This is a genomic window from Algoriphagus ornithinivorans (genome assembly GCF_900115305.1).
Taxonomy (GTDB): Bacteria; Bacteroidota; Bacteroidia; order Cytophagales; family Cyclobacteriaceae; genus Algoriphagus; species Algoriphagus ornithinivorans.
Genome location: NZ_FOVW01000001.1, coordinates 328,453 through 354,658 on the forward strand (window position 1 = coordinate 328,453; position 26,206 = coordinate 354,658).

At 40.5% G+C, this 26,206-nt stretch carries 20 protein-coding genes; 12 read left to right on the forward strand and 8 right to left on the reverse strand.

Translation table 11 applies throughout. The features are described from left to right. Window positions 1-15: 15 nt before the first annotated feature. The 7 genes from BM073_RS18170 to BM073_RS01465 are packed head-to-tail and all read left to right on the forward strand — an operon-like array spanning window position 16 to window position 7,620. Window positions 16-1,791: a c-type cytochrome gene (locus BM073_RS18170; RefSeq protein ID WP_091649259.1), complete on the forward strand. Its 1,776-nt coding sequence runs from the start codon at window positions 16-18 to the stop codon at window positions 1,789-1,791. A 21-nt stretch (window positions 1,792-1,812) separates the two neighbouring features. Continuing rightward, complete coding sequence (gene nosZ, locus BM073_RS01440) at window positions 1,813-3,771, forward strand: Sec-dependent nitrous-oxide reductase (RefSeq protein WP_091649262.1); 1,959 nt, start codon at window positions 1,813-1,815, stop codon at window positions 3,769-3,771. 53 nt (window positions 3,772-3,824) lie between these two features. Further along, window positions 3,825-4,394: a hypothetical protein gene (locus BM073_RS01445; protein ID WP_091649265.1), complete on the forward strand. Its 570-nt coding sequence runs from the start codon at window positions 3,825-3,827 to the stop codon at window positions 4,392-4,394. 48 nt (window positions 4,395-4,442) lie between these two features. After that, the gene (locus BM073_RS01450; RefSeq protein ID WP_091649268.1) at window positions 4,443-4,877 is read left to right on the forward strand and encodes a nitrous oxide reductase accessory protein NosL; all 435 of its coding nucleotides are present in this window, start codon (window positions 4,443-4,445) and stop codon (window positions 4,875-4,877) included. A 20-nt stretch (window positions 4,878-4,897) separates the two neighbouring features. After that, window positions 4,898-6,133 (forward strand): nitrous oxide reductase family maturation protein NosD, encoded by a 1,236-nt coding sequence (locus tag BM073_RS01455; RefSeq protein WP_091649698.1) that lies wholly within the window; start codon window positions 4,898-4,900, stop codon window positions 6,131-6,133. Then, window positions 6,117-6,860 (forward strand): ABC transporter ATP-binding protein, encoded by a 744-nt coding sequence (locus tag BM073_RS01460; RefSeq protein ID WP_091649271.1) that lies wholly within the window; start codon window positions 6,117-6,119, stop codon window positions 6,858-6,860. Before BM073_RS01455 ends, BM073_RS01460 begins: the two co-directional genes overlap by 17 nt. Continuing rightward, window positions 6,853-7,620 (forward strand): ABC transporter permease subunit, encoded by a 768-nt coding sequence (locus BM073_RS01465; protein WP_091649275.1) that lies wholly within the window; start codon window positions 6,853-6,855, stop codon window positions 7,618-7,620. Before BM073_RS01460 ends, BM073_RS01465 begins: the two co-directional genes overlap by 8 nt. A gap of 798 nt (window positions 7,621-8,418) precedes the next feature. Here BM073_RS01465 and BM073_RS01475 read toward each other — a convergent pair. From BM073_RS01475 to BM073_RS01510, 8 genes are all read right to left on the reverse strand, one after another. Next, window positions 8,419-10,638, reverse strand: a complete 2,220-nt coding sequence (locus tag BM073_RS01475; RefSeq protein ID WP_091649282.1) for a T9SS type A sorting domain-containing protein — start codon at window positions 10,636-10,638, stop codon at window positions 8,419-8,421. A gap of 136 nt (window positions 10,639-10,774) precedes the next feature. Continuing rightward, the gene (locus tag BM073_RS01480; RefSeq protein ID WP_091649285.1) at window positions 10,775-11,266 is read right to left on the reverse strand and encodes a GtrA family protein; all 492 of its coding nucleotides are present in this window, start codon (window positions 11,264-11,266) and stop codon (window positions 10,775-10,777) included. Beyond that, entirely contained in the window at window positions 11,263-12,444 is a 1,182-nt protein-coding gene (locus tag BM073_RS01485; RefSeq protein ID WP_091649287.1) for a glycosyltransferase, read from the reverse strand. The genes BM073_RS01480 and BM073_RS01485 overlap by 4 nt, the downstream gene beginning before the upstream one ends. Before the next feature lie 3 nt (window positions 12,445-12,447). Continuing rightward, entirely contained in the window at window positions 12,448-13,002 is a 555-nt protein-coding gene (locus tag BM073_RS01490) for a hypothetical protein (RefSeq protein WP_091649289.1), read from the reverse strand. Next, window positions 12,999-13,820 (reverse strand): hypothetical protein, encoded by an 822-nt coding sequence (locus BM073_RS01495; RefSeq protein WP_091649291.1) that lies wholly within the window; start codon window positions 13,818-13,820, stop codon window positions 12,999-13,001. The genes BM073_RS01490 and BM073_RS01495 overlap by 4 nt, the downstream gene beginning before the upstream one ends. Continuing rightward, the gene (locus tag BM073_RS01500) at window positions 13,817-16,825 is read right to left on the reverse strand and encodes a putative glycosyltransferase family protein (RefSeq protein WP_091649702.1); all 3,009 of its coding nucleotides are present in this window, start codon (window positions 16,823-16,825) and stop codon (window positions 13,817-13,819) included. Before BM073_RS01500 ends, BM073_RS01495 begins: the two co-directional genes overlap by 4 nt. 16 nt (window positions 16,826-16,841) lie before the next feature. Next, window positions 16,842-17,912, reverse strand: a complete 1,071-nt coding sequence (locus BM073_RS01505) for a mannose-1-phosphate guanylyltransferase (protein ID WP_091649296.1) — start codon at window positions 17,910-17,912, stop codon at window positions 16,842-16,844. Window positions 17,913-17,938: 26 nt separating this feature from the next. Beyond that, on the reverse strand, window positions 17,939-18,853 hold the full coding sequence (locus BM073_RS01510) for a glycosyltransferase (RefSeq protein ID WP_091649299.1): 915 nt from the start codon (window positions 18,851-18,853) through the stop codon (window positions 17,939-17,941). 127 nt (window positions 18,854-18,980) lie between these two features. Here BM073_RS01510 and BM073_RS01515 point away from each other — a divergent pair, with 127 nt between their 5' ends. The 5 genes from BM073_RS01515 (at window position 18,981) to BM073_RS01535 (ending at window position 26,197) form a co-directional block, all read left to right on the forward strand. Further along, complete coding sequence (locus BM073_RS01515; protein ID WP_091649302.1) at window positions 18,981-20,342, forward strand: sigma-54-dependent transcriptional regulator; 1,362 nt, start codon at window positions 18,981-18,983, stop codon at window positions 20,340-20,342. A 136-nt stretch (window positions 20,343-20,478) separates the two neighbouring features. Next, window positions 20,479-21,021, forward strand: a complete 543-nt coding sequence (locus tag BM073_RS01520) for a heme NO-binding domain-containing protein (protein ID WP_091649305.1) — start codon at window positions 20,479-20,481, stop codon at window positions 21,019-21,021. Beyond that, complete coding sequence (locus BM073_RS01525; RefSeq protein WP_091649308.1) at window positions 21,018-25,097, forward strand: PAS domain S-box protein; 4,080 nt, start codon at window positions 21,018-21,020, stop codon at window positions 25,095-25,097. Before BM073_RS01520 ends, BM073_RS01525 begins: the two co-directional genes overlap by 4 nt. Next, complete coding sequence (locus tag BM073_RS01530) at window positions 25,081-25,575, forward strand: cupin domain-containing protein (RefSeq protein WP_091649310.1); 495 nt, start codon at window positions 25,081-25,083, stop codon at window positions 25,573-25,575. The genes BM073_RS01525 and BM073_RS01530 overlap by 17 nt, the downstream gene beginning before the upstream one ends. 139 nt (window positions 25,576-25,714) lie before the next feature. Further along, window positions 25,715-26,197, forward strand: a complete 483-nt coding sequence (locus tag BM073_RS01535) for a response regulator (protein ID WP_245756342.1) — start codon at window positions 25,715-25,717, stop codon at window positions 26,195-26,197. The last annotated feature ends 9 nt before the right edge of the window (window positions 26,198-26,206 follow it).

Consider the following 26,206-nt stretch of genomic DNA (forward strand, 5'->3'; position numbering starts at 1 on the left):
ATTAGTTCAAATATCATGAGGATTTCACAACCAAACGAGCTCTTTATTCGCATCTGGAACCGATGGGCGGTAGGATTTTTCCTGATCGCTGCGCTTTTAGGGATGACCATGAGAGCATTTTACATCGTGGAAATCCCTGTTCTCGAATACCGTCATATTCTCCATACCCATTCTCATATAGCCCTCTTGGGATGGGGATTTATGATGCTGATTGGAACCATGATATTTGAGCTGGAAGGAAAGGAAAACTTTGGAAAAAAATACGGAGGGCTATTCATCGCCTTGCTGGTTTCCCTGCTCGGAATGTTGTTCTCCTTCCCAGTGCAGGGCTATGGAGTGGTGAGTATTTCCTTTTCCACCTTGTTTGTGCTCCTTTCCTATGCATTCATCTTCAAGCTTTGGAAGACCCTTGGACAAAGAGAAAACACACTCGGCATTCGGCTGATTCGATGGTCTCTAATCGGGTATCTGATCTCAACCTTTGGCCTATGGGCTTTGGGGCCTGTGACGGCTACTTTGGGAAGAATGCATGAAATGTATTTCATGACCATTCAGTGGTTTTTGCACTTCCAGCTCAATGCTTGGTTTGTACTCGGTACGCTCGGCTTAATCGTTTTTTTTGCCGAAAAAAGAGGTATTAAGATCTTAATTTCCAGCATTCAACAAGGGCTTTTAATAGGTTCTGTATTCTTGACTTTTGCCTTGGCAATTACCTGGGCGGAACCATCGCCAATCTTCTTCTGGATCAATTCCTTGGCGGTTTTGATTCAAGCCTTGGCTTACTACCTTCTTCTTCAAAAAATCATAAAGATTCTTCCCGGGCTTTTCCTTCAGCCCTTTCCCAAAATGCTGATTGTTCTTGCTTTGGTAAGCTTGGTTGCAAAGGCAATTCTTCAGGTTCTTCTGGTATTTCCGGAGGTTGCTGTGATTTCTTATACCATCCGACTGTATGTCATCGGCTTCCTTCATCTGGTTATGCTGGGAGCAATGACTTTCGGAATAGGGGGCTTAGCCCTGGAAGAAGGCAGACTTCCTGCTACGCTATCTTCCAAAATTGGATGGAGCCTCATTTTGGGAGGATTTCTGGGGACCGAACTTCTGCTCTTTGGGCAAGGCACTATGGTCTGGATGCAGTGGGGATACCTTTCGTGGTATCACTTGGGACTGTTTGTTTTTTCCGCCCTCTTCCCTTTAGGTCTTGCCTTGTCCTTTATCAGTCTGTTTTCTGAAAAATATGTCCAACCTCAATCAATCTTAAAGTATCCCAACTCTAATCAACTCAATGTCGAAACTATGAAAAAAGTAATGATTTGGTCAATGGGCATCATAGCGATGCTGATGACCTCCTGTGGTGGCGGAAGCGAATCTCAGTCTTCCTCTTCCGAATCGGGTTCCCCTGCTGAAGCCGCTGCGCCCGCTGCCGATCCCAAAGGGATAGGCGAAATAAAATCTGTTGATCTCGGATCGGGCGTCGACGCCTCCTTGGCTGACCAGGGAAAGGCTATCGTGGACATGAAGTGCACCGCCTGTCACCAGCTCAATGACAAGCGACTGGTCGGTCCAGGATTCCAAGGAGTGACCAACCGACGTCGTCCGGAATGGATCATGAATATGATTACCAATGTGGACGTGATGCTGGACCAAGACCCCGAAGCACAAAAGCTTCTGGAAGAATGTCTTACCAGAATGCCAAATCAAAATATCTCCATGGATGATGCAAGAGGTATTCTGGAGTTTATGAGAAAAAATGACGAAGAAAAAGCAGGCCAGCGCGATGCTGCTGTGAAATAACCCAGTTAAACTAAAATCCAAATGAAAACAAACAAATGGCTACTTGCTGCAGGTCTGATTGCGGCAGCAATAGCGCCCGGATGTAAGCCCAAAGGAGCCCAAAGTGCCATCACAGGTGATGCGGCTGCTAAGGTCTATGTAGCGCCAGGACAGCATGATGAGTTTTACAACATTGTCTCTGGTGGTTTTAATGGTCAAATGTCCGTCGTAGGTCTTCCCTCCGGTCGGGTATTGAAAATCCTCCCTGTTTTTTCCGTTCACCCGGAAAACGGCTGGGGATATTCGGAACAATCCAAGCCCATGCTCAACACCTCTCTGGGATTCGTACCCTGGGATGATTTGCACCACATCGCTATTTCTACCACCAATGCAGAACATGATGCTAGATGGGCATTTGGAAATGCAAACAATACCCCTCGGATTGCAAGGGTAGATTTGAACAGCTTCAAGACGGTGGAGATCATAGAAATCCCTAATTCTGCGGGTAATCACTCATCTCCGTTTATTACTCAAAACACCGAGTATGTAGTGGCAGGTACTCGTTTCTCTGTGCCCGTTGGGGATAATCAGGACGTGTCCATTGACTCCTACAAGGAGAACTTCAAAGGGTATATATCCTTTATCGGGGTGAATCAGGAGACAGGAGAAATGAATCTTTCATTCCAGATTGAAGCACCTCCTTTCAATTTTGACTTGGCCCGAGCCGGTAAAAATAAATCTCATGGGTGGTTCTTCTTCTCCACCTACAATACCGAAATGGCCCATACGCTTTTGGAAGTGAATGCTTCTCAAAAGGATAAGGACTTTATCATGGCGGTCAACTGGAAAAAAGCAGAAGAATATGTGAAGGCGGGAAAAGGGACCAAGAAAAAAGCAAGGTATGCACATAACAAATGGAATGAGGAAACCCATTCTGCTACCTCCACGATGATGGAGGAGGTGTTAACTTTGGACCCAACTGTGTTGAAAGACATTGTTTATTTCATCCCATGTCCAAAGTCTCCACATGGTACTGATACCGACCCAACTGGAGAATACATCATCGGTTCAGGTAAGTTGGCAGCGATCATTCCAGTTTTCTCATTCACCAAAATGCTGGCCGCAATCGAAAAGAAAGATTTTGAAGGAGATATCCAGGGCATGCCGGTTTTGAAATATGAATCAGTACTACATGGCGAAGTCCAAAAACCAGGTTTAGGTCCTTTGCACACGGAATTTGATGGAAAAGGAAATGCCTACACATCCATGTTTGTGTCCTCAGAGATCGTGAAATGGAATATCGAAACCCTTGAAGTGCTGGATAGAGCGCCTACCTATTATTCAGTAGGTCACTTGAGTATCCCAGGAGGACCTACCGGAAAACCTCATGGTAAGTATCTGGTGGCTTACAACAAAATCACCAAAGACAGATACCTACCTACAGGTCCCGAACTGGCCCATTCAGCTCAGCTCTACGATATCTCGGGAGATAAAATGCAGTTGCTTCTCGACTTTCCAACCATTGGTGAGCCTCACTATGCAGAAGCCTTTCCTGCCTCTTTGATCAAAGACCGTCAGGTGAAATTCTATCCCATCGAAAAAAATCACAGCCCTTATGCCCTCAAAGGAATTAATGACGCCCGAGTGGAGCGAAAAGGCAATCAGGTACACGTGTATATGACTTCCATCCGATCCAACTTCCGACCTGATAATATCGAAGGGGTACAGGTAGGGGATGAGGTTTACTTCCATGTCACCAACTTGGAGCAAGACTGGGATGTGCCTCACGGATTTGCAATCAAAGGAGCCAATACTGCGGAGCTCTTGATTATGCCGGGAGAGACTTCTACGCTGAAATGGATACCCGATCGCGTAGGGGTGTTCCCATTCTACTGTACCGACTTCTGTTCTGCACTTCACCAAGAGATGCAAGGCTATCTGAGAGTTTCGCCTAAAGGGTCGAATGTCTCGCTGAAATACTCCACCGGAGACTCTGAATAAAACTATCCACTTTCGCCGGTGGAGATTCCACCGGCGATTTTCACAAATTGATTATGAAATCCCTTAGCCTCACCAATCGGATATTGCTTTTACTGGCGGTATTGACTTTGATTCCTGCGTATTTCACTCCACTTTGGCAGATTAGCCTCTGGGCTCCTCAATATCCTGAGGGTCTGAATATGAAGATTTGGATCGACCAGCTTAGTGGTAATGTGGACCAGATCAATGGCGTCAACCACTACATCGGAATGAAGCATATCGGGGTAGAGATGTTTCCTGAATTCACTTACCTAAAGTATGTGATTGGTGCGATGATCGGACTAGGTCTGATCTTTTTCTTAGTGGGAAAAAGATGGTCGATTTACTCCTTTCTGGGGCTTCTTTCCGCCTTTGGTATTGCTATTCTGGTGGATATGTACCTCTGGGGCTATGAGTATGGCCATGAGCTTGACCCAAAGGCAGCTATCAAAGTAGAGGGAATGAGCTACCAGCCACCTCTAATTGGTTATAAACAACTTCTAAACTTCTTGGCGTATTCCGGTCCTGATACCGGTAGCTGGATATTGATAGGAGGAATGGGCCTCTTGGTATTGGCTGTTTACCTGGATTGGAAAGGAAAATAAACCTCATCCACCTGCTGAATTAAAAACTTTCATTTAACCCAACTGATCATGAAACGAATATTGATTGCTCTGATCCCAATTCTGATACTGATGGCTTGCAATGCAGACCCGCGTCCGATTGTACTAGGGCAGGACGCTTGTCACCATTGCAAAATGACCCTGATGGATCCAAAGTTTGGGGCAGAATTGGTTACAGAAAAAGGGAAAATATTCATTTTCGACGATGTCAACTGTATGCTTGGCTATATGGATTCTGAGGAGGGAAAAGGCCAGGTGTTTAAACATATACTCGTTATGGACTACCTGAATCCAGGCACCTTACTGGATGCCAATTTCGCCCATTACCTCAAATCTCCCGAATTTAAAACTCCCATGGCTTCTGAAGTGGTTGCTTTCCCGGACTACCAATTATTAAAAGAATATAAAGTCAAAAATGGTGGGGTGTACCTCGCCTGGGGAGAATTAACCACTCAATTTAAGTGATGCTCAAACTCAGAAAAGCTATGAACCGAATCTTTCCATTTATTTTGATTTTGTGCCTGTACGCCATCCATGCAGAGGCAGGCAAGATCATTCTCAAGCCCGGACAATCCATTCAAGCTGCGGTAGATCGCTCAGCTGCAGGGGATACTTTGATTTTCTCCCCCGGAACCTATCAAGCTTCGGCAGTGAAAATACGAAAGCCTTTGAGTTTAATCGGAAATAATCACCCGGTCATGGACGGTGAGAATAAAGGCAATATTTTTCTGGTAGCTTCCGAAAATGTACTGATTCGGGGCCTGAAATTTATCCGAACCGGGAAATCCAACATGGACGACTCTGCGGCAATCAAGTTCTTCGATTCCAAAAATTGCGTCATTGAAAATAATATTTTGGTGGATACTTTTTTTGGATTACACTTTTCCAACTCCTCAAATCTGACCATCCGAAAAAATAAAGTGAATGCATCGGCCAGTCGGGAATTTGAAGTAGGAAACGGTATTCATCTCTGGAAATGCAAGGACAGCCTGATAGAGAAAAATGAGGTCTCTGGTCATCGAGATGGTATTTACCTCGAGTTTGTGACCAATACTCTAGCAAAGGAAAACTTCATCCAAGGCAATATGCGCTATGGGCTTCACTTTATGTTTGCTCATGACAATACCTATCTGAAAAACACCTTCAAAAGAAATGGAGCCGGTGTTGCGGTCATGTATACTAAAAACGTCACAATGCAGGAAAACCGATTTGAAGAAAACTGGGGAAGCAGTGCCTATGGAATTTTGTTGAAAGATATATCAGACAGCAAAGTGATCGGCAATGTCTTTCTGAAAAACACAGTTGGGATCTACATGGAAGGCAGCAGTCGAATCGATTTTAAAGAAAATACTTTCAAAGAAAACGGTTGGGCACTCAAGCTGATGGCGAGCTGTGACCAAAATCTATTCCAAGCCAACAACTTCACAAGAAACACCTTTGATATCAGTACGAATGGCAACTTAGTACTCAACCAACTTAATGAAAACTACTGGGACAAATACGAAGGTTATGATCTCAATCGAGACAGAATCGGTGATGTGCCTTTTCGTCCTATTAATCTTTATAGTGTGATTGTGGAAAAAATTCCTGCATCAGTTATGCTTTGGAGGAGTTTTCTGGTGACCTTATTAGATAGGATGGAAAAAATCCTTCCTACCATGACCCCAGATGAAATGATTGATCATTCACCCAAAATGAGACCCTATGATTTCGGTACATAACATATCCAAAAAATTTGGCAAACTGCAAGTGCTCAATGACTTCAATCTAGAATTTGAGCTTGGCAATAGCTATGCACTTATGGGGCCAAATGGTTCCGGCAAAACGACACTGATTAAAACCATCCTCGGTATGGTGATTCCTGACAGTGGGGATATTACCGTAGGAAGTCAGTCCATCAAAGGGGATGTATCCTACCGAAAGCAGATTGGGTACATGCCTCAGATCGGGCACTATCCAGCCAACATAAAAATCGGGCAGCTATTTTCCATGATGAAAGACATGCGTCCTGAGATCAAAAATTACGATTTGGAACTTGTGGAGGCCTTTGGCTTGGAGGAAATGAAAAATAAAGCAATGGGGACTCTTTCGGGCGGTACTCGACAAAAAGTCTCTGCAGCCTTGGCTTTTCTTTTCCACCCAAGCATTCTCATCCTGGATGAGCCTACCGCTGGACTAGATCCTATCGCGGTGGAACTGCTTAAGACCAAAATCAAAAAGGAACGGGCCCGCGGAAAGCTGATCCTGATTACTTCCCATATCCTTAGTGATTTGGAGGAGCTGACCAACCGTGCGATTTACATTTATGAAGGGGAGGTGTTTTTCTCCAACACCATCGAAGAGCTAAAGGAAATCACCGGAGAGTGCAAGTTTTCTCCTGCCATTGCCAAGCTGATGGAGTGGACCCTGAAAAAGAAGTCAAAAAAAACGATACTGAATCATGTTTAAGTTACTCAAATACGCGCTATACGATATTCTGAAATCACGCTTTGCCATCATTTATACTGTGTTTTTGGCTCTGGTGGCGATTTCGATCTATCAGGTTTCGGACGATCTGAGCAAAGTCTCTCTGAGTCTGATGAACATCATGATCTTATTTATTCCGTTGATTTCGGCGGTTTTTGCTACTACCCATTTTTACAATAATCTGGAGTTTATCGAATTAATGCTGGCTCAGCCGGTAAAGCGGATTCATGTGTTTCTCAGCCAACTCCTGGCCGTTGTGATTATGTTGAGTTTATCTATTTTGCTAGGATTTGGACTTCCTATGCTACTTTGGGGCGCTGATAGCAGCTTAATCACGCTACTGGTTGTTGGAGTAGTGCTAAGCTCAGTCTTTGCAGGATTTGCATTTTTGGCGAGCGTACTTACTAGGGACAAAGCCAAAGCCATCGGTATAAGTTTGGCACTGTGGATTTACTTTTCCTTGGTCTATGATGGTTTAGTCTTGTACATCATTTACAGTTTTGCCGATTATCCTCTGGAAAAAGCCACCTTGGCATTGGTTATGTTAAATCCTGTTGACCTGGGAAGAATACTCATGTTGATGCAGTTGGATATTTCGGCCTTAATGGGTTATACAGGGGCATTTTTCCAACAGTTCTTTTCCAGTGGATCAGGCATTTTTATTGCCACATTTGCATTGTTGATATGGATGCTTGTTCCGAATTATCTTGCTACTCGGATTTTTAGAAAAAGGGATTTTTGATCTAATAGCTTAAAATTAAAACTCAACTTGTTATAAGTTGGGTTGTCTTATACTTTAAGTTTTTAGGAATTTGTTTTCAATTCGAAGGATGTTTTTCGGATGGACAATGCTTTCAATCATTAGTTTGTACATTTTTTTCATCTCCAATTCTCAACCTTCAAAGGTTTTTCTTACTAAAAGAGTTGATAATACATTTTTTTATCAACTGAGATGGGTTTGCGTTTGATCCATCATTAGATCAATTTGAAAAAAATATGGAGATAACTCTGAGATTTCTCAGCGATATCTGAATGAATACTTGGATCACCTGGAAAAGACCCAACAGTTTGGTGGGGGAAATAAGGAGGTGACTAAGCAATTGTTGGAAAATAGAAAGTCGGAGATGGAATAATCTATTATTTCACTCCCAAGAGTCGAAATGGAAGCATAAAAATGCCTCGGACAAAGTCAAATGAAATATCTATGGCAAGTCCCAGCAGTTTGAATGGAAGCAAAAGCAACCAGACAAATGGGTAGAGAATTAAAGCTATGATCGCAATAGGCCAGCATAGGACAAGCAAGATTAACCAAAGTAGAAAGTTGAGCATACTTTTATTCTATCAAGGAAAGTGCCTTTTATCTTAATGTATTGAATTTCATCTAATTATGTTGATTAATTCTTAACTGGATGTTTCAAAATCGAACACAAAATTGTTCGATATCCCATAATCAAGGAACAAATAAAAAAGAGGTTCTGTAAAGAACCTCTTCCGATTGAAAAAGAAGGACACCCGACGATGAAAGGGCGTCCATTCTTTTTTATTGAACCAGGAGTTTAGCCGTAATCATTTCCAATGTGGAGGATAACTTCAACACATATAGTCCTTCCTTCATTGCCGGTCCCAAAACCAATTCCTGTTGATTGGATCCTGCCTTGGTTTCAATGATTTGGCTAAACATCAGCTTCCCTGAGTCCAAGCTGTAAACACCTAACTGCATTTCTCCGCCAAACTTGGAGTCAAACATTACGTTTGTTTGACCTTGGAATGGATTAGGATAAACCAATGCTTTTTGATTGGCAGCTAGGGTAATTTCTTTTTGATTTGAAAATCGAATTCCGCTTAAGTTCACTTCTACAATACCCTTGTTTTCAGCAGTAAAAGACACAATCACAAGGTCTTTGAGATTTGCTGATTCCGAAAATTCACTGGATCGAAATCCCTCTATGGGTAAGCTGAAAGTATTCATCTCTGAATTTAAGTCTACCGAATAAGTGTAATGCGACTCGAATTTCTCTACAGACTTTTTGATCAGTCTGATTGTTAATTTTCCTGTTCCTGAAGCTTTGAAATTCAAATATGAATAGGAGCTAAGATCTGCAGGGACACCACCACCTTCCATGGTTTTGTAAACAGTAGCATAATCGGTTCCATTGGCACTGAAGGATACATTTCTCCAAACTGGACGCTCATCTTCTCCAAATTGAATATTCGGATCATTGTTTACCTGATAGCTGCTTACCTGTCCCTCTTCCGGAATGTAATAAGACCAGATTCCATCGCTTTGATAGAGGTAGTCTTTTTTGGAATTTTGATCCAATAAATCAATTGCTAATTCAGCATAGTCCCTGGCATCAATCTCCACAGTAGAAACACTCATGGGCTCTAGATTGATGGGTAGGTTACTAACTAGCGGGCTCTCTGAAACTTCATTGGCTTTGGCAGTCACCTGAATAGTGGCAGAAGTTTCAAATGTTCTGTTCCAAACGGTTAATTCTACTTTACTTGGGTCCTCTGTTTTTCTTTTTGTTTTAGAAACAAAGATTCCGGGCTGGGTTTTAGCTACTGTTTGAGTAAGCTTGCCCATTCCTTCAAATTGATGGATTACATCCTTGACCATGGCCTCTAAAACCTTTCCGTCTGCACTCCAGAACTGAAAATTATAGAATGTTTCCTCAGGTAAATATTCATCCAATAGCCAAGCAGATTGGAGATGAAAATCCTGACTATTTTCTTTCGTTCCTACTGAAAAGGAAATCGCGTATTCTTTCAAACCTACTACAGGTTTTAGAAGACTTCGGATTAAATAGTAACCCTCAACTTCAATGCTGTCGATACTTAGGATTTCAGCTCCTTTTAATCGATCACAAACATATTTTGAATGCTCATACACTTGACCCGAGGTTTGAGTGGCAAAGAAGGTTGCCAGATTCTTTCCTTGATTTAGAAAATCCACTGAAACTACGTTTTCAGCATTTGTAATAGAAATAAGTTCTGTGGGACTAGTCACATATCCTGTAAATTCTGAACCCAATGATTCTTCTTCAGGAATAAATGAATCAAGTTCCAAACCAGTCGTTCTGGCATTTTTATAAGCCTTTACTGATTCTTTTTTTCTATAGTCCAAAGCAGTGTTTCCATCTGAATACCGCTTAAAAATTTGTTTCACTACGGCTGAACCCAAACTTTTACTTTCTAATCCGCCCTCGCTTCCGGAGCTTACCCGGAAATTTTGCTCCTCTATCAACATCACGTCAGTTGAGCCTCCGTTAGTAAGAGGATAGGAACAAACGCATATAGGTAAATCATCATTGGGATCAGAGAACTCAACAGTAATAATTCCAGCAGTTGGGAGATTGTTATTGTGGAAATTATAAGAAACCTCATTTCCAACTGGAATCCCTGGGGGATTAAATGGACTTCCAGTTGAGTTATTTCCAAATGACCAATTGAGGCTAGAATTTCCAAGCTCATCTGTGATCCAGATTTTGGTTACAACCGGAGGAAAAACAATGGGAGCTTCCCATCCAAATGTGAAGGTACCCTGATAGCTTTTTGTCAATGCGCTCAGGTAATAGATACTTACCGGACTGATGTTTGGTGCAAATTCGGTGATCCTTTGGCCGTTTCCATTATTCCTTTTGTAAAGTGTAGGACATCTTTTGTTATCTACTTCCTGAGCAATGGCATAATAGCTCAAGCTCGTTAATATCGTGTAGATCAATAAGAAGCGAAGGAATGAAAGTATATTTTTGATCATGACTTTGGTGTTTCTCGTGCCAAAGTCTTTTCAATTATAAGTCCAATTCATAAATACCTGAAAATCAATACATTAAAAAATAAGTATATTCCTAAATTTGGAAAAATAATCTAGTAATTCCAATTATTGGAAAGTATCAGGATTTTTTAAAAGTAAAATACTTCTGCAGCAGGAAGTTGACCGTCAATACAATGACGGTAGAAATAATTTTGGCAACAGTCGGTTCCATGGAGAAAAAAACTATTAATCCTTTTAAAATAAGGTAGTCACTTCCTAAACCTTGAGAGACGACAAGTACATATTTGAAGAGTTGCTTACCCGTTTTTTTCTTGCCAACATCTACGGATTTAAAAGCAAAGTTTTTACTGAGCCAAAAGCCGGTGGGGATAGTCGCAAAGAATGAAATAATCAAAGCTAAGGTATAAGAGGCAATGTTATAAGACCCAATATCTAATCCACTTTTGGGCAATATAAACTCATACAAAACAGCAAACAGGAAGATATTCAGTGCTGTATTGATAGCGCCAACTGCGAGATAAGCATACACATCATAAGCCAACCATTTTTTAAAAATTGGATAGAAGAACTGAAGGAAACCTTCAATTCCTCTGCTTAGAGAAAGCTTCATGACTTTTTGCTTAGAAGTTGATTGATATGACTGAGATACCATTGGGCCAGCTCATTCATAGGCAGGCCTTTTGCGGCTTTGAAGTTCTGATCTTCAATTTTCTTTCTTTCTTCCGGGTCATCAATCAAGCTACTAACTGCATTGGCTAAGCTTTCTGCATTCTCAGGTTCAAAATATGCTCCTCCGTATCCTTCTTCTTCTACCACTCTTTCCAAATCATCGATTTTTGGAAGTATGCAGGCACGACCATAGCTTCCTGCTTGGTGCAAAATGCCGGAGCTTCCCGTTGTCGTGGTATAAGGGAATATAACAAAGGTGCTGTCCCAAAATATTTTTGAGACCATTTCTTCAGGGATGTAACCCGTATATTCCACATTTTGAAGATGGGAATATTTGGTTTTTAAGCTGTCTATATAACCCTTGACATTGGGGTTATCTGTTCCGGCGACCGTTGATTTGAACTTAAGGTTTAGATACTTTTTTTGAAGGATTTCCATGGCGTCTATCATTACCTCAGCTTTTTTGTAAGTACCAAACTTTCCGAAAGCCATCAGATTGATTTCTGTGAGATTTTCGGCTAGATAATTTCTTTCGGGAAGTTCAAAGTTTCCATGAGGCAGAAGCACCACATTCTGTGCTTTGTACTTTTCTTTTAAAATGGTCACGTATTGAGATATGGTTACGCCTACCAAATCTGCTTTTAATATGAATTTGGTCAATTGCTCCCCAATCCAAAGGAATAATTTCCCCTTGAATTTGCTATCCGCCATTCCGATTGTATCCAATTTGACAGTCTCGGTAATATTATGAAGGATCACGATAGAGGGAATTCCCAGGAGTTTACACATCCATGGAGTTAATAGGCCTAATGCTGCAGGAATTTTCCCTGAGCCAAAAGTCATAAACTGCAAGTTGAGAACAACAGCGTCGGGCTTGAGCTCTTTTAATTTTTTGCGGAGGTCAAGCACTGTGAACCAGCTATTAAATTTCCAACAAGGAATAATATCCAAGCCTTCTTCATCATATCTTGAATATTGAGAATTGTCCTCCAGATGGTCAGTGAGAATATAGATTTTCTCCATCCCCTTTTTCCCTAAAAAGCTTCTGGTTAAATGATACCCATATTCATTCAGTGTGACCTGGCTGGGTGGGTAAGGAGTGATAAAGGCAAGTTTCATAGCTTAGGGTTTTAATGGTTTTTCTTCGATAATTTTCATGGCATCCAGTCTCCAGTTATCTCCCTGAAAGTATAGAGCCATTGCGATGATGGCTTGAGTTTGAAGGCTGTCACCGGATGGAAGTTTATAATTCAAGACAGCCGCAGAATCAATCACATGACAGGCCAAGCCATCTCGGGACCAATTTTGTACAAAGACCTCATGGCTAATGTCATTTCGTTCTACTGCTCCTTTGATTGGTTCAGTGTAGGATTCTGCTAGATTTTCATAAAATCTTTCAGTAAATCTATCTTTCCCGGGCTTCAAATCATTGGTATAATGAATATAATTCAGATGGGCCCAGATCGCTAAATAATCCTCCTCAAACACCTTTAATTGCTCCTCTGTGGGAGGGAAAGTAGAAACTACCTCAATGTCTATTTCTGCGGAATGTTGGAAAGTAATCTGGTCAAATCTTAGGAAGTAAGGGGGCTCCATTTGATAGCTTTGAATACTGGCCATTGAAATCAACAGGACAGCCACCAGTGCAAAAAAACTTAAGAAAATGTATCTAGTCATGGCTGCTTGAGTTGAAGGGTTTCAGAAAACACTTGGGCAATATTCGCCTGAATCAATCCACCGGAAAATTTTGATGCATCTAAATGGAGGCGTACATATCCTTCTCTGCTAACTTCTTCAATGATCCAAGTCTTCTCATCGATCTTGACCGAAAAGGTAAGCAATGTTCCATTCGGGGTTTGATTTTCATAAATATCCTGGAGAGGTCCTGCCTGTACCCTATACTTATTTTCTACTTCGTCATATTGAATAGATAAAGGAATAGAGCTAGGCGTTCCTGCTGCGATGTAAAAGCTGGAAAGCTGAGTATCGGAATCGCCGGGAAATGTCCCTGTAGTAGGAGTTTGCTGCAGGTAATTTTCCTGAAATACCAAACCGCTATCATTGGGAACTAAATTTCCTCCCTTGCCAAATCTGTATAAAAGTTGTTGCTGAACCAGGCTACTGTCAGTATTGATTGTTTTCGGACTTCTGATATCTTCTAGCTTCCCGTTTCCAGAATCTACCTTAAGAGTAATAGGGTAGGAGAAACTTGCTCCCGTTTGCTCCAATAGAATAAAGGCCATTCCTTCTACCACGGCTTTTTCTGTAGGATAGGGAATAGTTAGCTCCCCTTTGGAAATAGTAAAATCTGTCAAAATAGGTTGAGAACTGGTTTGAATTTTGACTTTCCACTCTCCGTCGCCCACCTGAAATTTTAAAGGCTCGTCCTGCTCAGCCCATTCTTTCGTGGGGTTGAGCCATAGAGGTTCTTCTATGGGAGGGCTCTGACAAGAATAGACCAGAAGAAGCAGAAAAATACCAAGCGCCTTTTTCATTGCAGATAGATTTCAGGTGAAACATAGCAATGTGGGAGGATTTGAATCCTTTCGGTATTATTCCAGGTCTTTTCTACCAAAGATCGGTCTTGCCCGTTGATTTTAAGGAAAATCGGAATGTTCTCAATCACTTTGCTAACTCCGGCTTTCTTTGGAAGTGAGATAAGGAAACTTGTGCCAAGTCCACTCCGGATGGATCTTGGATGCGTCTGAAGCTCTACATGGATTACTCTTCCCAAGCTATCTCTTTCTGAGACCAATACTCCAGGAATGGTGATTTCTGTAGTCAATGGATTTTCTATTTCAATTTCCAACTGATAGGACTCAGAATTTTCATTGACAAGCTCGAAGGCTGTTCTCACTCCCCGGATGTAGCCTCTTTCTGTGACATCAGTCTCTGCTTTCAGGGTGATGCTTTTGATTGGATATACTTCAGCAGCATTTTTTGCCAGCGGAATCTCGTAAAAGGTCAAGGCTTTTGGTGCCTGATTGAAGTGCATTTTCCGCTCGGGATAGAAAGTCACCATACTGTCGTTTTGGAAAATGACCTCGGCTTTCAGAGAAATGGTAATTGGGTTATTATCCGCATTGATCAATTCACCAGTCAAAGCTGGCAAACCATCCTTTTCTATCAGATTGGCTTGGTAAAAAGCTGCAAATGGTTTTTTGATTCTATCGTCTTTAACAGTTGGGAAGGCTGAAATGACTCTTTTCCCCATTTTTTTGAAAAGCGTGTAATCATAGGATATGACCTGATTTTCGGGGATTTCCAGGTCCAATTTGGGAGGGATGATAAACCAGTGCTTGCCGGATTTTTCCAGCCTAAACTCTTCCGTGAGTTCTCTTGGCCCCAGTGAGGTTCTCCAGCTGCTCCAAACTTCATATTTGATATAAGCCTCTCCCATTTCCAAGGTGTCGATTTTCAAACTATTGAGCTTTGCGTAAGAGGGGAGTAGGCCTCCGTCTTTGACTGATTTTTCTAATAAATATTGATCCAGGCTATATTCTGGTCCTGTTTTAAAGTAGGAAAAAGCCTCTTCGAATCGCTGGAAATCTAAATTTTCGTAATAGGAATAAATGGTAGTTTCGGGATCTTTTTTGGTATCTATAAGAAGCATTTCATAGATCAAATAGGTCAAAAAGCCTGAAAATATCAGAAAAGGCATCCAGGCGGAAAAGAAAATAATAGGTTTGGGATAGCTTTCCGGTGATTCAGGAGAAACCAACTCCTCCTGAGACTTTTTAAAGTGGAAGAGGTAAACGAAGGTGAGTATCAGTGCTATGAATACTGTGCTTAAAGGTAAAATTCCCCAAGCTTTTTTCAGCATAGGGTGGATTTCTTTAGGCTTTATGGGTTGGATGGTGGATATGTTGCCTTTTTCCCAAACCATGATGCCATTTTCCAGTCGGATAGTTCGGTTCCAACCAGTATAAAAAAGTAAGGGATCATAATATTGATCATTGCTGAAGATATACTTCAGTTGGTATTTTTCTGCGTCAGTCAGAAAATCGGTTAAGCTGGCCATTCCCTCTTCAAAGAGGTATTTAGCATTTTCTAAACGCTCTACCGCCCGTGTAGTCATCTCGGGTAGCCTTCTGGCTGAATGATAATTGCCATCAATCGTGGCAGCAAGGGTATTGGCACTTAGCCAGGCCATTTGATCGCCAAACCCTAAAGTGAGATACCTCCATCTCATGTGGTCATCTCGGTTGAGGAAGTTAAGAATGGGTTCAATTTTCACCTCATTCGGCTGAAGGGGTCGAAAGCTCGCCAGATGAAAGATGTAAATGATAAAGAGGAAATATGAAAACCCACTGAGTCCGGATAATAGGAAATGGGAAGTTTCCCCAAATTTTTTGACCCAATAATCCCGGATTGGCCCGCCTAGAAAGGAGACCAAAAAATGACTCATATAAGGTATGGCAATGATAGAAGCCCAGAAGCCAAAGCGATCTAGTGTTAGGATGTTAAATGCTGTTTCACCCAGCATCATTTTAGGGAGAGGGGTTGTCCCCCCGCTTCCCAGAAGTAAGCAAAGGAAAAAAGAAACGGCCCAGCCCAAGTGCCTTTTATGCCGAGTTATCAAAAATGATATGGCAGGTAATAAGGCGATAATTAATAGAAGAGGGATGACATAGAATACTAATCCGGAACTAGTTACTTCCAGGAAATTATCACGAGATCCATGAGGTATGGACACCTGACTGATAGGGTCTGTTCTACTCCAATACCAGTAAGGAAATATCAAACTGATGGTCAAAACAATAGCGATAATCCCAAAAAGAAGGATTTCTACTTTTTTTTGCCAGGCAGCTACCAAAAGCTGCGGGATGAATTTTTTGAAGAGGCCTTCTTCTGCGAGGCCTTTTTTCCAATCTACCAGTGCCATCAACATAGTTGGGGCGATAAAAAACACCATCCCGAATATGGCTGTGACATGATGTGAACTGACAACAACCGCGATGAAGGCTAGGGAAAGGATCAAAAAGCGATGATCTGAGCTTTTGATATACTGGTAAAGGAAAGGAATAGCATTGAGTAGAAGGGCTAAACCGGTTAAAGTGGGCACTTGGCCATAAACATGAAGTGTCTCTACCAAAGAGCTAAGTATTACAGCTAAAATTGCTGCTACGCCGGCAGTTTTTTTATCATAAAAAATTTTGGTAAAGCGATAAACCCCAATGATTAAGGCCTCATAGACAATGATAGCAAAGATTGCAAAGGCGATTTTAAATGGGAATAGTTTACCTAAAAGTGCAACTGCCTGGTGGACTAAAGGAGGGTAACTGATGGTAAGAAAACCCGTGTACCAACGATATTCCCAGGGTTCAAACCAAAACCGGGAATAGTGGTCTGCAAAAAAGATATGCACAAAGGCATCATATGTTTGGGGGAGGGTGAAGTAAACGATGATTCCGTGAGTCAGGAGTCCCAGAGAAAGGGCGACTAAGAGTAGCCTTTTCCCTAGGAAATCTTCCCAAAGTCTAGGATCGTTTGAATTCATTCGTTTTTTGAAGTAATTAAATATAAAGTTCTCGTTTGATTTCTTTTGCATTTATGGCATAATCTTTCTTACTCCGCAAATAATCCTTTTTACAAACCAAGATTGTTTCGGGAGTTTCAATAATGACCATATTTTCTAATTCTACGATCTCCATCTTTTTTGCATCTGCATCGCTTTTGGAATTTTTTGGAAGCTGATAGGCAAATGCATAATTCTCCTGGGAGTAACTTTCCCAGGCGCGTGTCCAGGTTCCGAGATCATTCCATTCAAATTTGGAGGGAATGATATATACATTGTTGGCTTTTTCCATGAGAGCGTAATCAATGGAAATACTTCTGCAGTTGGTGTAGACGTATTCAATTACCTCTGCCTCTTTTTCTGTATTTAGGAATTCATATACATCTCTGAACAAATCATAAATATGTGAGGCATGTATCCAAAAGGCATCTGCCAAATCAGCTGCCCGGCCAATTAAAATTCCTGAGTTCCAATAAACATTATCTTCTTCTAGAAATTTCTCTGCTTGGGATTTTTCAGGCTTTTCAGTGAATTGTATGGCTTTAAAAACTCCATCTTCAGTTCTCTGATAGCCTCTTCTAATATAACCATAAGCTGAGCTGGCATGATCAGGCTCTATTCCTAGCGTGACAAATGCATCTTGCTGTTCTGTGAATTCCAATGCTTTAAAACAGCTCTCCACAAAGATTTCTTGGTCTCTGATCAAATGATCGCTAGGCGCAATGATCAGGTTGGCTTTTGGATTAAGTTTTTTCAGTTTGAATGAAATGTATGCAACTGAGGCTGCGGTGTTCTTCCTTTCTGGTTCTGCTACGATATTTTCCAATGGCAAATTCGGAAGCTGCTCTTGAACCAGCGAAACATATTCACGGGAGGTGACAATATAGATATGATCTTTGGGGATAAAACCTCTAAATCTTTCAAAAGTAGACTGTAATAAGGTTTTTCCGGTATTGAAAATATCGCGAAACTGCTGAGGCTTATGTTCTTTACCCATAGGATAAAATTTAGAGCCTATTCCTCCAGCCAAAATGGCCACATAATTATTGCTTTGTCTTGAATTTTCCATGGTATGTAGGGTTTTTGGGTGATCTCTTAGTTAAGGCTTATAGCAGTTTTGGAAGTTTGAACTCCCAATGCCATTGTTTTAGGCTTACTCTTAATTTGATATTGATAATAGAGCTTCATCAATTGGAAGGGGATACGAATGGTATCCTTCAATTTGAGTCTGCTGTTTCCGATTTCAGTCCAGTGCATTAGCGGGTATTCCAAAACTCCTTTTTGTAAAGTGGTTTTTCCGAATTTTTCCTGAAGTCTTAAGAAAATCTCCACATCAAAAAGCCATGGAGTATTGAATTGCTTTTGAAATAAAAATGGAACCAAGCTTCTCTGAAAGATCTTTGCGCCACATTGGGTATCCTGAAAGTTAGCTCTCAAGATTTTTTTGATGAGTTTCTTGATCATGCTGCTCGCAAATGATCTGCTGTCATCCCGATTGATATCAGCTCCAAGTCTTAGGATTCTACTTCCAACTACTGCTCCGAATTTGGGATTGTTCTCTTTATACTTAGCCATCTGCAGCCACTCATCAGGCAGGGTAGCCAAGTCAGCATCTAGAAAACCAATAAGCTTCGCCGCATAATTTTCATGCACATACAGCATTCCCTGTCTAACTGCCTCTGACTTACCGCCATTTTGTGGCATATCAAAAACGGCAACATTTGATGGGCAAGTCACTTGAAGCCCTCTCAAAACTGCAAGGGTTTTATCTTTACTTCCATCATTTACTAAGCAAAGCAAAACCTCAGGGTGCTTCTCTGCGAATTTTTCAAATTCTACAAATGGAAATCTTTGCTCTTCATTATAACAAGGGATCACAATTGCATAAGCATGTTTTCCGGGAGCTTTAATTCCTAATTGAGTATGGTTGTTTTTCATCGAAGTATTCATCGTCATTGTTTTTAGCTGTGCCAACATCTTTTCAAAACCCTGTCCAAACACATAAAACATTGAAAATCAATTAAATAAGTATTTTTCAATATGTGGAAATTTCCATTTTTTGGAATTTATTCCAGATTTTGAGCTAGGAATAGAAGATTTTTGCTTAAATTTTAATTTCAGATAAAGAGAACCCGTTATGGCTCAATACAAAATCCTGATTGTTGAAGATGACCCCTGGTATGGTCAGCTATTACATTACCACTTAAGCTTGAATCCCGATTATGAGGTGGAGTTAGCTGAAAGTGGAAAAGAGTGTATGGAAAAAATGAAGGCGAAACCGGACTTGATAACGGTAGACTTTTCCCTTCCGGATATTTCAGGGGATAAACTTTTTGAAAAAATCCGGGCCATGAATCCGGAGGTCCCGGTTGTGGTCATCAGTTCTCAGGAAGATATCAGTGTGGCCGTGAATCTTCTTAAAGCAGGTGTGAATGATTACCTGGTTAAAGATGAGGTAACCAAAGATCTCTTATGGAATAGCATCATTCGGATTAGAGAGAATCAGTCCTTGAAAAAAGAGGTGGAGGAGCTGAAAGAAGAATTGGGTCAAAAATTCTCTTTTGAAAAAACGCTTCTTGGAAATAGCCCATCTTTGAAGAAAGTCTTTCTATTAATAGAGAAAGCAATCAAAACCAATATCAATGTTTCTGTAACCGGTGAGACTGGAACCGGTAAAGAGTTGGTTGCAAAGGCGATCCATTATAATAGTGATAGAAAAAAGAAGCCCTTTGTGGCAGTTAATATGGCAGCAGTTCCCAAAGACTTGATCGAAAGTGAGTTGTTTGGTCATGAGAAAGGTGCTTTCACAGGAGCTTTGGCTAGGAAAAAAGGAAAGTTTGAAGAAGCTGAAGGGGGAACCATATTCTTAGATGAAGTGGCTGAGATGGATTTGAATCTTCAGACTAAGCTCCTGAGAGTATTGCAAGAGCGGGAAGTCAGCAGAGTGGGGGGTAATGAAGTTGTGAAGTTGGATGTAAGAGTGATCACAGCGACTCATAAAAATCTAGGAGAAGAAGTGAGAAAAGGGAATTTTCGAGAAGACCTCTTTTTCAGAGTAATGGGTCTACCAATTGAATTGCCTCCATTAAGAGAAAGAGGAGATGATGTATTGCTTTTGGCTAAGCATTTCGCTGATGAATTTGCCAAGGTAAATAAACTCAGCAAAGTGACTTTTACCGAGGATGCCAAGAAAAAGTTAATGCAATATCCATTTCCGGGGAATGTCAGGGAGCTGAAAGCAGTGATAGAGCTTTCGGTGGTCATGTCTGACGGAAAGGAATTAAAAGCAGAGGATCTGAGCTTCTTCTCGGTTCAGAAAGACCATGTGTTTTTGTTTGAGCAAAAAACACTACGACAGCATACCTGCGATATTGTAGATTATTACCTCAAGAAAAATAACGGCGATATACTGGAGACTGCAAGAGTGCTGGATATAGGGAAAAGCACGATTTATAAGATGATCAAAGAAGGAGAATTGGTTGTAGAAAATTCCAAATAGTGGAAAAATTTTCCAAATCATGGAAAATTGATCAATCCAGTTACCTCGAAATAATGCATTTTAGCCAATTGGGGAAGGTTTTCGTAAGTGGCGCAGTTTTGAATAATAGAAGTAATAACCCAAAAACTCAAGCACTATGTATGGATTAGTAAACCGCGCAATTCAGGACCTGATCACCCAGAACTTTGGTCCTGAAACCTGGGAAAATGTCAAAGCCAAATCTGAAATTGATATTGATTATTTTATCAGTACCCAGCCCTATGATGATTCTGTTACCTACAAGCTCGCAACTGCTGCATCTGAAGAATTGAAAATTTCTGTAGGAGAGGTATTATTCGCTTTTGGTGAATGGTGGATCTTAAAAACCGGCATGGAAAAGTATGGAGGCTTGATGAAGGCCGGAGGTTCAAACTTAAAGCAGTTTTTAATTAACCTTCCTTTGTTTCATGATAGGATCATGTTGATTTATCCAAAATTAAGGCCGCCTGAATTCAAGGTGACAGAAATCAACGAAAATGATCTCGTTTTACACTATTTCTCTGAGCGGGAAGGTTTGGTTGATTTCGTGAGAGGTTTAATTTCTGGATTAGGTAAAATGTTTGAAACGGCTGTAGAAATTGAACATGTTTCTAGTAAATTAGGTGGAGATGACCACGAATCTTTTAAAATAAGCTGGTGAAAAAATCTGATTTCCAAGTAGTAGTATCCAAATCCCACCTGGATTCTGTTTTTCCATTCCATTTTGCTTTTGGAAAGGATTTTAAAATTCAGGTTGAGGGTCCTAGTTTATCCAAACTACTTGGTGACATCAAAGGGAAAAGCTTCAAAGAGTTATTTCTCATAGATCGGCCTAGAAAAGATATTCCTCCTTACGAGGAACTGAAATCTATGCTCGATCAAACCTTTATTCTTTATTCCAAGGGGGAAAGAAAAATGCGATTTAGGGGACAGTTTGTTTCTTTTGAGGAACTGGACCATGTAGTTTTTTTAGGGACACCTTGGTTTAGTTCTATCGAGCAAGTGGTCGAAAATGACTTGGCTATTTCGGATTTCGCGCCTTTGGATCCCATGGTGGATCTGCTGCATTTGATCAAGAATCAGGAGTTGGCAGCGGAAGACCTAAAGCACCTTATAGATACGGTCAATGATCAGAAAAAGAATCTGGAGAAACTTTCCTATGTGGCTAGTGCCAATAGGAATGGTATTTTATTTACGGATCAAGAGGGACACATCACCTATGCAAATGAAGGATATCAAAATCAGACTGGTTACAAACTCAAAGAAATTATCGGGAATACCCCGCTTTCTTTAGGACATGGACCAGAAACCGATAAGGAAGAAGTAAAAAAAATGCTGGAGGCTTTTTATGCCAAACAGCCTTTTAAACTTGAGTTAAAGCATTACCGAAAAAATGGATCCTGGTTTTGGTGTAGGTTAATTGGTCAGTTGATCTCAGACAAATCAGGGAAATTCCTGCATTATTTTACACTTCTTGAAGACGTTACCCTAGAAAAAGAATCTAAGGAGAAAGTTGCTGCTTTCGAGAAAACTTTTCGTCAGGTACTGGAATTTTCAGGAGACAATGTTTGGGAACATGATTTCCGAACAGAAAAAACAGTCTTTTCCAATCAAATTAATAATTTCTTGGGATTAGATTTTGATGAAAAAACCGATTTGGCTAAGGTCTGGTTTCAAAAAATTTACCCCGAGGATTTGCCTCTCGTGCGGGAGAACGACAGAAAATATAGATCTGGTGAAATTAATAGCCATCAATTGGAATATAGGTTATTTCATGCAGATGGATCTTTAAAGTGGGTAATGGATAGAGGTATTGTCATTGAAAAGGATGACAATGGCTTACCTCTCAAAATTATTGGAACTCATTCTGATATTACTCATCAAAAAGCCTCTGAAGAAGAGTTGAAGGAGGTAAATAAGAAACTGGGAAGCGTACTCAATGAGTTGAAAGATGTGATTTGGTCAGTGAAATATCCTACTTTCGAGACCTTGTTTTTCACTCCTTCGGCTGAAGAACTTTTTGAGCTGGATATGGATGTAATGGTGAATACCACCGATTGGTGGGGCAAGGTTGTGCATCCGGAAGATTTACACGTGTTGGATGAGATTTTTGAGGAGGTCGAAATAAATAAAGAATATGTCAAGGAATATAGGCTAAAGACCTCCTCAGGGAAAGTTAAATGGGTTCAAAATAAAGGGAAGCTCATCTATGAAAACGGAAGACCTGATCGTCTCAATGGCATCCTGATTGATATTTCTGAGCGAAAGAAAACAGAGGATCTTCTGGAGGCTCAGGAGAAATTAAAGAACGTATTGATTGAGATCAGCTCCACCTATATCAATATGGATTTGTTGGAAGTCGATCAAAAAATTCAATCTTCTCTAGAGCAGCTTGGTCAGTTTGTGAATGCTGATCGAGCCTATATTTTCTCCTATGATTTCGAGGCTGATACCTGTAGCTGTACTTTCGAATGGTGTGGTGAGGAAGTTCCTTCCGAATTTGAAAGAATTCAGAAGGTGCCACTTCATTATTTGGAAAAATGGGTTGAGTCCCATCAAAAAGGAGAACCATTTAGAATCAGAAATGTAGATGAACTGGAAGGGGAAGAATGGGAGGAGATCAAAGGTAAACTGAGTAAAAGAGGGATCAAAAGCCTGATTACCTTACCGATGATACATGGGAAAGATTTGCTTGGGTTTGTAGGTTTCGATTCCATAAAAGTTCATCATGAATACACCCAAAAAGAAATAGAATTACTTTTTGTCTTTACTCAAATGCTGGTCAACGTGCAGAAAAGACAGCAATTTGAGGCCTTATTGTATAGGCAGGAAGAGAAATTCAGAAATATCATTTCCAATATGAGTTTGGGACTACTGGAAGTGGATAATGAGGAAACAGTACTTCATGCCAATCAGACTTTCTGTGATATGGCTGGGTACAAGATGGATGAGTTAATCGGTTCCAAAGCCACTGATTTATTATTGACCGAGGAATCTAAAAAGACAATTTTAAAAAAATCTGAATCCCGAAAATTCGGTCATACAGACTCCTATGAGCTCCAGTATAGAAGGCCTAATGGGGAACTGAGATGGTGGCTGATAAGCGGTGCCCCTAATTATAATGACAATGGCCAATTAACAGGCTCCATTGGAATTCATTTAGATATTACTGCTCAGAAGAAACTGGAGGAAGAATTAATCCGTCAGCGGGAAGAAGCTGAAAAATCCAAAAGAGCGAAGGAGCTGTTTTTCGCCAATATGAGCCATGAGATTAGAACTCCAATGAATGCGATTGTTGGTATGGGAGAGCAATTGGGCAAAACTGATTTGGAGCCTAAGCAAGAGAAATACCTGGGTGTAATTCAAGCCTCAGCTAAGCATTTGATGGTGGTTTTAAAAGATATTTTGGACCTGTCTAAATTGGAAGCAGGTAAAATGTCAATCGAATCGATTGGATTTAAACCAAAAGAAGTGATGGAGCGAATCATCGAAATGATGGGGCCAAAAGCAGAGGAAAAGCGATTGGACTTTAAAATTTCATTTTTCGATCCTAAAATCAATCCTGTACTGATAGGGGACCCATATAGAATCAATCAGATTTTACTGAACCTGCTCTCCAATTCCATCAAATTTACAGAGAAAGGGGAAGTTAGTCTATCATGCCAATTAGAATCAGACCTTTCTGCCTCTCAGGTTTTAAAGATTCAGGTAAAGGATACAGGTATCGGGATGGATCAGTCTTTCATTTCAGGAAATTTTGAGAAGTATTCACAGGAAGATTCTTCCATTACCAGAAAGTATGGAGGAACAGGATTAGGGCTTAGTATTACCACTGAGCTACTTCGATTGATGGGTGGTAGAATGGAGATAGATTCTGAAAAAGGAGTTGGAACGACCATTTCTATCATTTTACCATTGCAGAAAGGTTCTGAAAAAGATGTTCCGGTAGAAGAGGTTAAATCTGTTGATACAAGTGCTTTGCAAGATTGCTCTATACTGGTAGTGGATGATAATGAGTTTAACAGAATGGTGGCGATTACTATTCTTGAACAGAATGGTATCAAAGCTGAAACAGCTACCAATGGAAAAGAGGCTGTTGAAACTTATAAGAATGGACAGTTTGACTTGATTTTAATGGACGTGCAGATGCCAGTAATGGATGGGATTCAGGCTACAAAAATTATCAGAGAAGAATTGAAGTCGAAAGTGCCAATAGTTGCTTTAACTGCTTTTGCTATGAAAGGAGATGAGGCGCATTATCTGAGTAAGGGTATGGATTCCTACCTTTCCAAGCCTTTTCAGGAAGAGGATTTATTACAGGTTATATCACGATTCCTCAGTAATGACCCCTTGGAGATAAAGTCCAAAAAAGTGAAAAAAGCTGCTAAAACCAGATACTCACTAGAGGAATTGGAAGCAATAGGAAAAGGAAACCGATCTTTCGTAGATAAGATGCTCAGTTTATTTATTCAAAATGCGGAGGAAGGAATAAAAGGGCTACAGGTTCTTTTTGATAAAAGTGATTTTGAAGGAGTAAGAAAATTAGCGCATAGAATCAAGCCATCAGTGAAAATGATGAAAATCCATGAAATCAGCGATGAAGTAAGAGAGCTGGAAATGGAAATCAATAATCAGGGAAATTCCGAAAGGATGCAATATTTAATCAATCACATTTTAGAAGTACTACAGGATGTAGTCATAGAAATCAAAGAAAATGAACATGAACAAGTCGACTGAAATTTTTGAAAAAGCAGAAAGACTGATGGATGAATTGGGCTTCGATATCATCAAATCAGACAGCAGCAGACCTTGGGGAGGATTTTTGGTAATCAATGAAAACCAAGCAAAAAAGTTTGCCAAGCAATTCTTTCCGGAAGAGGATTTTGAGGCGTTGAAGCTTTCCGATAAACTGAGTCCGAAAATCTTGTTGGTAGCTCCTGGAAAAAGGCTAAGCTGGCAATATCATTTTAGAAGAGCTGAGATCTGGCGTTGTATTGATGGTCAAGTCAATGTGGCTACAAGTATGACGGACGAACAAAAAGATATCACGACTCTCAAAAAAGGAGATAAAATCAAATTGCAGCAAGGAGAAAGACATAGGCTAATCGGAATGGAAGACTGGGGAGTAGTTGCGGAAATCTGGCAACATACAGATGCAAAAAATCCATCAGATGAGGATGATATTGTCAGGCTTCAAGATGATTTTGGAAGATAAAGACTCAATAGTTAGTCTATATTATAGAAAAATTTCCAAAATATAGAAAAATCAAATTTGAAAAAGCGCCTTAGGGATTACCTGAGGCGCTTTTTTTATTTGGCAGTTCTTTGGCATAAGTAGAATCAAAAGAAACAATATGAAATCGAGCTTTTTGCATACAACCTACAAAAGAGTAGCTATCAAAGAAGCGAGATCATATCAGTCCTTCAAAAATTTCAACACAAATCCCATGAAAAACATCAAAACTCAAAACGTATTTATCGTCGATGACGATCCATTTTGGACCGGAATCTTATCTCAGACTTTAGAAGAGATTGGGTTCAATGCGATTCAGTCTTTCGAAAATGAAAAAGACTTTTTGAACAGACTAGCTGAGCAGCATCCAGATTTGATCTTTTTAGATTATCAATTGGAAGATACCGATGGTCTACAGTTGCTTCAGAAAATCAAAGCTGTAAACGAAAATATCCACGTAGTCTTCTGTACAGCTTTAGAAGATTTGGGAGTAGCAATTTCAGCGATAGAATTTGGTTCGGCCGAATATCTTCTGAAATCAAATGCTTCGGAAGAAGTAGTCTCTAAAATCATCGATTCCTTTCAATTTTCAAAAGTAGCCTAATCCATTTTA

Excerpts from the sequence above, each read along its gene's own strand:
- BM073_RS18170 (WP_091649259.1), top strand. The coding sequence starts at position 16 with ATGAGGATTTCACAACCAAACGAGCTCTTTATTCGCATCTGGAACCGA.
- nosZ (WP_091649262.1), top strand. The coding sequence starts at position 1,813 with ATGAAAACAAACAAATGGCTACTTGCTGCAGGTCTGATTGCGGCAGCA.
- BM073_RS01445 (WP_091649265.1), top strand. The coding sequence starts at position 3,825 with ATGAAATCCCTTAGCCTCACCAATCGGATATTGCTTTTACTGGCGGTA.
- BM073_RS01450 (WP_091649268.1), top strand. The coding sequence starts at position 4,443 with ATGAAACGAATATTGATTGCTCTGATCCCAATTCTGATACTGATGGCT.
- BM073_RS01455 (WP_091649698.1), top strand. The coding sequence starts at position 4,898 with ATGAACCGAATCTTTCCATTTATTTTGATTTTGTGCCTGTACGCCATC.
- BM073_RS01460 (WP_091649271.1), top strand. The coding sequence starts at position 6,117 with ATGATTTCGGTACATAACATATCCAAAAAATTTGGCAAACTGCAAGTG.
- BM073_RS01465 (WP_091649275.1), top strand. The coding sequence starts at position 6,853 with ATGTTTAAGTTACTCAAATACGCGCTATACGATATTCTGAAATCACGC.
- BM073_RS01475 (WP_091649282.1), bottom strand. The coding sequence starts at position 10,638 with ATGATCAAAAATATACTTTCATTCCTTCGCTTCTTATTGATCTACACG.
- BM073_RS01480 (WP_091649285.1), bottom strand. The coding sequence starts at position 11,266 with ATGAAGCTTTCTCTAAGCAGAGGAATTGAAGGTTTCCTTCAGTTCTTC.
- BM073_RS01485 (WP_091649287.1), bottom strand. The coding sequence starts at position 12,444 with ATGAAACTTGCCTTTATCACTCCTTACCCACCCAGCCAGGTCACACTG.
- BM073_RS01490 (WP_091649289.1), bottom strand. The coding sequence starts at position 13,002 with ATGACTAGATACATTTTCTTAAGTTTTTTTGCACTGGTGGCTGTCCTG.
- BM073_RS01495 (WP_091649291.1), bottom strand. The coding sequence starts at position 13,820 with ATGAAAAAGGCGCTTGGTATTTTTCTGCTTCTTCTGGTCTATTCTTGT.
- BM073_RS01500 (WP_091649702.1), bottom strand. The coding sequence starts at position 16,825 with ATGAATTCAAACGATCCTAGACTTTGGGAAGATTTCCTAGGGAAAAGG.
- BM073_RS01505 (WP_091649296.1), bottom strand. The coding sequence starts at position 17,912 with ATGGAAAATTCAAGACAAAGCAATAATTATGTGGCCATTTTGGCTGGA.
- BM073_RS01510 (WP_091649299.1), bottom strand. The coding sequence starts at position 18,853 with ATGTTTTATGTGTTTGGACAGGGTTTTGAAAAGATGTTGGCACAGCTA.
- BM073_RS01515 (WP_091649302.1), top strand. The coding sequence starts at position 18,981 with ATGGCTCAATACAAAATCCTGATTGTTGAAGATGACCCCTGGTATGGT.
- BM073_RS01520 (WP_091649305.1), top strand. The coding sequence starts at position 20,479 with ATGTATGGATTAGTAAACCGCGCAATTCAGGACCTGATCACCCAGAAC.
- BM073_RS01530 (WP_091649310.1), top strand. The coding sequence starts at position 25,081 with ATGAACAAGTCGACTGAAATTTTTGAAAAAGCAGAAAGACTGATGGAT.
- BM073_RS01535 (WP_245756342.1), top strand. The coding sequence starts at position 25,715 with ATGAAATCGAGCTTTTTGCATACAACCTACAAAAGAGTAGCTATCAAA.